Source organism: Deltaproteobacteria bacterium (assembly GCA_016183175.1).
In the GTDB taxonomy this organism is placed as follows: domain Bacteria; phylum UBA10199; class UBA10199; order UBA10199; family SBBF01; genus JACPFC01.
Genome location: JACPFC010000041.1, coordinates 1 through 4,352, shown reverse-complemented (window position 1 = coordinate 4,352; position 4,352 = coordinate 1). Strand labels below are relative to the sequence as shown.

The following is a 4,352-nucleotide window of genomic DNA, read 5'->3' as shown; positions in this document are numbered from 1 at the left end:
GGGTCGCCGTTTAAGCCCGCAAAAAGGCCGCGGACAAAGGTTGTTTTTCCGGAGCCCAAATCGCCGCAGAGGGCGACGACATCCCCTTTTTTGAGTTTTTTTGAAAAATCAGCGGCGAATTTTTCGGTTTCGGTTGGCGATTTGGAGAGGAAGGGTTTCACATGCAAAGTTCAAATGCCAAAGTTCAAATGCCAAAGGAAATCCAAAACGACAAGGTCAAATTTGACATTTGATATTTGACATTCCTTTGTCATACCCAAGGTCCAAATTGTTCGCAACGTCAGTAGCCAAGACCACCCGCCTCTTTTGGGCCAACAAATCACCGACCAATCCGTGCAAAAAACATCCAAACAACAACGCTTCTGTTCGTTGCAGATACTGTGCCATCAGTCCCGCGTAAATTCCGGTAAGCACGTCCCCCTGCCCCGCGCTGGCCATGGCCGGATTTCCTGTAGGATTTATCCAGGTTATTCCATTAGATAAAGATAAAATACTCCTGTAACCCTTGAGAAGAACATTGACCCCGTATCTTCGGGCAAAGGATGCCGTGGTTTTGAGACGATTTTTCTGGACAACGGGGGTTGTTGTCCCGACAAGCCTCCCCATCTCGGCAGGGTGAGGGGTGAGAAGAGTCAGCCCCCTCCTTTTCATCAAAATCTCCGGATTGGCGGCGACGGCATTGAGGCCATCGGCATCGATGACCATTGGGCCCCGGTAGTGGGACAGGACTGAATGGACAAAATGGACGGTATGGGGGTGGGCGCCAAGACCGGGGCCTATGGCGACAACTGTGGCTTTTTTGAGGCGTTCCAGAACAGCAGGCAAATCTTTTGGAGTAAAAAATGCCGAATTACCTGGCCCAATCGGTTCATACATGATTTCCAACGCCCGTGGATCGATTTTTCGGTAGGCGCCGGAAGGCAAGACCAGCGTTGAAAGCCCCGCCCCCGCCTTCAGCGCGGTATGGGCCGCCATCAGTCCGGCGCCGATTTTCCCCAGCGAGCAGGCAACGGTGAAAACATGACCATATGTCCCCTTGTGGGATGTCTTCAGCCGGGGGTTCAGCGGGGGTTTAATATCGGATGTCGTTATCAGATGGGTTTGCGGTTTTAGTTGTTCTATCACCCTGGGGCTCAAGCCGATCGGCCGGACATAAAGTTTGCCGACGCAATTGTGGGCCTGGGACAATGTCCCATCGCCCGGAAAAAACCCCCGTTTCGGATAACCAAACGTCACCGTGATATCGGCCCTGAACGCGGTTCCCAGGACCTTTCCCGTGTCCGCGCAAAGACCGGACGGGATGTCGATGGCGAGCTTTACCCCTTTGAGGCGATTCATTTCACGAATCCATTTTCGGGGCGTTCCTGCAAGCGGCCGCGAAAGGCCGATGCCAAAAAGGGCGTCGATGACAAGGTCGGGTTTGCCTATTTTATCGAATATTCCCCCGATGTCATTCCCGCGGAAGCGGGAATCCAAATAAGTGCTAGACCCCCGCTTTCGCGGGGGTGACAACAAAAAGATCTGAACCTTTGCCCCCGCTTTTTTTAAATGCCTCGCCACCACCAACCCGTCGCCGCCATTGTTGCCGGGGCCGCAAAAAACGGCGATCTTTTTGCGTTTCAGATTTTCAAACTCTTTTTTGATGACCCGAAAAACTTCCTTGCCGGCGCGATTCATCAGCCGGCGTGCGGGAATTTTACAGCGATGGATCGAAAGGTCGTCGAGGCGCCGGGTTTCCTGGGCGGTGAGAAGATACATGGGCAAAAAATTCCAAATTCCAAATCTCAAATTCCAAACAAAATCCAAAAAAACAAATTCAAAAAATTGAAACAAACGTTTTGAATTTTTGTCATTGGAATTTTGAAATTGTTTGGAATTTGGTGCTTGGAATTTTTATCATTTTAATATTTCCTGAATTTCGCGGATCGCCGCCTCCAATCCCACAAACACCGCGCGGGCGATGATGCTGTGGCCGATGTTGTACTCTTCGATCTCGCGGATGGAGACAACCGGCAGGAGATTCTGCGTGTTCAGCCCGTGGCCGGCAAAGACCTTCAAGCCTTTTTGGGCGGCATATCGGGCAGAGTCGCGGAGACGTTGAAATTCTTTGGCGACGTCACCCTCACCCCGACCCTCTCCCCTCAAGGGAGAGGGGGTAATTCCCCCCTCCCCTTGGGGGAGGGGGACAGGGGGCGGGGTTACTCGTCCAAACGCCTCACAATAAGTCCCCGTATGCAGTTCAACCGCATCCGCCCTTAACTTTGCCGCGAGATCAATCTGTGTCCGGTCGGGATCGATAAAAAGACTCACACGAATTCCCTTGTCTTTCAGGCGTGGAATTTCCTTTTCAAGGAGGTGAACATTCCTCTCACAATCCAGTCCCCCCTCGGTGGTTATCTCCTGCCGCTTTTCCGGCACGATGGTCGCCGTGGCCGGTTTCAACCGAAGTGCGATCCCGACCATTTCATCCGTCAAGGCCATTTCCAGATTGACGGGGATTGTCGCTTTTTGAATCACCGCCTCGAGATCGCGGTCTTGGATGTGCCGCCGGTCCTCCCGGAGATGAAGCGTCACCTGGTCAACGCCGCATTCCTCAAGAATTGGGAGCGAGGCAACCGGATCGGGAATCCCGCACTTTCGCGCCTCCCGCAGTGTGGCGATGTGGTCGATGTTGACTCCAAGGCGGGGTTTCATAGATTCGCTTCAATACATTCCGACAACCGCTGTAAATTCCGGCTCACCAGGCGGTCGTCTTCCCCTTCAACCGTAACCCTTAAGACCGGTTCGGTGCCGGAGTACCGCAGAATCACCCGCCCCTTCCCCTCCAGTTCTTTTTCCACCGCTTTCACCTCCTTTTGCAGTGGGGCAATCTTTTCCAGCGCCTTTTTTTCCCTTATTTTGATATTTTTGGTCTGCTGGGGATAAAGAGGCATCTGATGGGCAAGCGTGGAGAGCGGTTTTCCCATCTTCTGCATATAGGCCAGAACCTGCAACGCCGCGATCAAACCGTCGCCGGTGGTGGCCAGATCCATGAAAATCAAATGCCCCGACGGTTCGCCCCCCAGCGTGTAGCCGTGCTTGCGCATCTCCGTCATGATGGAGCGGTCCCCTACCTGCGTCCGAACGAGCTTCAGGCCATTTTTTTTAAGATAGCGTTCCAGGCCCATGTTGCTCAAGACGGTTCCCACCACCGTATCGCCGGCAAGCTTTCCCTCCTTTTTCCGCTCCAGCGCACAGAGGGCGAGCACGCGATCGCCATCCACAATTTCCCCCTTCTCGTCGCACAAAATGGCGCGGTCGCCGTCGCCGTCGATGGCGATGCCGATGTCGGCTTTATGGTCGCGAACCAGTTTGATCATTGTCTCGGGATGAAGGGCGCCGCAACGGTCGTTGATGTTGGTCCCGTTGGGGGAAACGGCCGCGGGAATGACCTCCGCGTCCATTTCCAAAAAGACAAGCGGCCCCACCAGGTAGCCGGCCCCGTTGGCGCAGTCGACAACGATTTTAACGCCCTTCAGATTCCGCCCTTTGGGAAAGGTCGATTTGAGAAATTCCACATACCGGCCGACGGCGTCCTTGATGCGGATGGCCCTGCCGATGGTTGACCCGGTGGGCTTGATGGAATCGTCGTGGGAGGAAAAGACATATTCCTCCATCTGCAGTTCGACGTCGTCGGAGAGTTTGAATCCTTCCGAATCGAAAAATTTGATCCCGTTGTCTTCAAAGAGATTGTGCGAGGCCGAGATGACCACCCCCGCGTCGGCCCGCATGGCGCAGGTGAGAAAGGCGATGCCGGGGGTTGGAAGCGGCCCGGTAAGAATCGTTTCAGCTCCCATCGAGCTGATGCCGGCGGATAACGCATACTCGAACATGTAGCTGGAGCGCCGCGTGTCCTTGCCGATTAAAATACGCCCTCCCCCCTTTTTTTTGGCGAAGTGGAGGGCAATCGCCTGTCCCAGCGAAAGGGCCACTTCAGGAGTCATGGGATAGCGGTTGGCCCTCCCCCGGATGCCGTCGGTGCCGAATAATTTCTTCATGGAATGAAATTAATTGAATATCCGGGCGAAAGCAAGCATCTCCCGCGTTTCTTTTACGTCGTGTACCCGCAGGATATCGACTCCCTGTTGTGCGGCATGCATGGCGGCGGCGAGGCTTCCGGCAAGGCGATTTTCGGGTTTTTCCTCTCCGGTGATTTTTCCGATAAAACTTTTGCGCGAGAGGCCGACAACGAGGGGATAACCCATTTCCCTGAAGCGCTTGAGATTCCGCAACATCTCGACGTTTTGCTCAAATGTCTTGGCAAAACCAAAGCCGGGATCGATCGAGATTTGGCCGCGACCGATTCCTGCTCT

General features: G+C 54.1%; 5 protein-coding genes. All 5 read right to left on the bottom strand.

The genetic code is table 11. From position 1 onward, the window contains the following. Positions 1–161 (bottom strand): tRNA (adenosine(37)-N6)-threonylcarbamoyltransferase complex ATPase subunit type 1 TsaE (locus HYU99_05145; GenBank protein ID MBI2339735.1); only part of this gene is annotated, 161 nt, incomplete at its 3' end. Between the two features lie 55 nt (positions 162–216). Continuing rightward, entirely contained in the window at positions 217–1,758 is a 1,542-nt protein-coding gene (locus HYU99_05140; protein MBI2339734.1) for an NAD(P)H-hydrate dehydratase, read from the bottom strand. Between the two features lie 138 nt (positions 1,759–1,896). After that, on the bottom strand, positions 1,897–2,694 hold the full coding sequence (locus tag HYU99_05135) for a pyridoxine 5'-phosphate synthase (GenBank protein MBI2339733.1): 798 nt from the start codon (positions 2,692–2,694) through the stop codon (positions 1,897–1,899). After that, positions 2,691–4,037: a phosphoglucosamine mutase gene (locus tag HYU99_05130; GenBank protein ID MBI2339732.1), complete on the bottom strand. Its 1,347-nt coding sequence runs from the start codon at positions 4,035–4,037 to the stop codon at positions 2,691–2,693. Before HYU99_05130 ends, HYU99_05135 begins: the two co-directional genes overlap by 4 nt. Positions 4,038–4,046: 9 nt before the next feature. Next, the coding region (locus tag HYU99_05125) for a dihydropteroate synthase (protein ID MBI2339731.1) at positions 4,047–4,352 on the bottom strand (306 nt) is incomplete at its 5' end.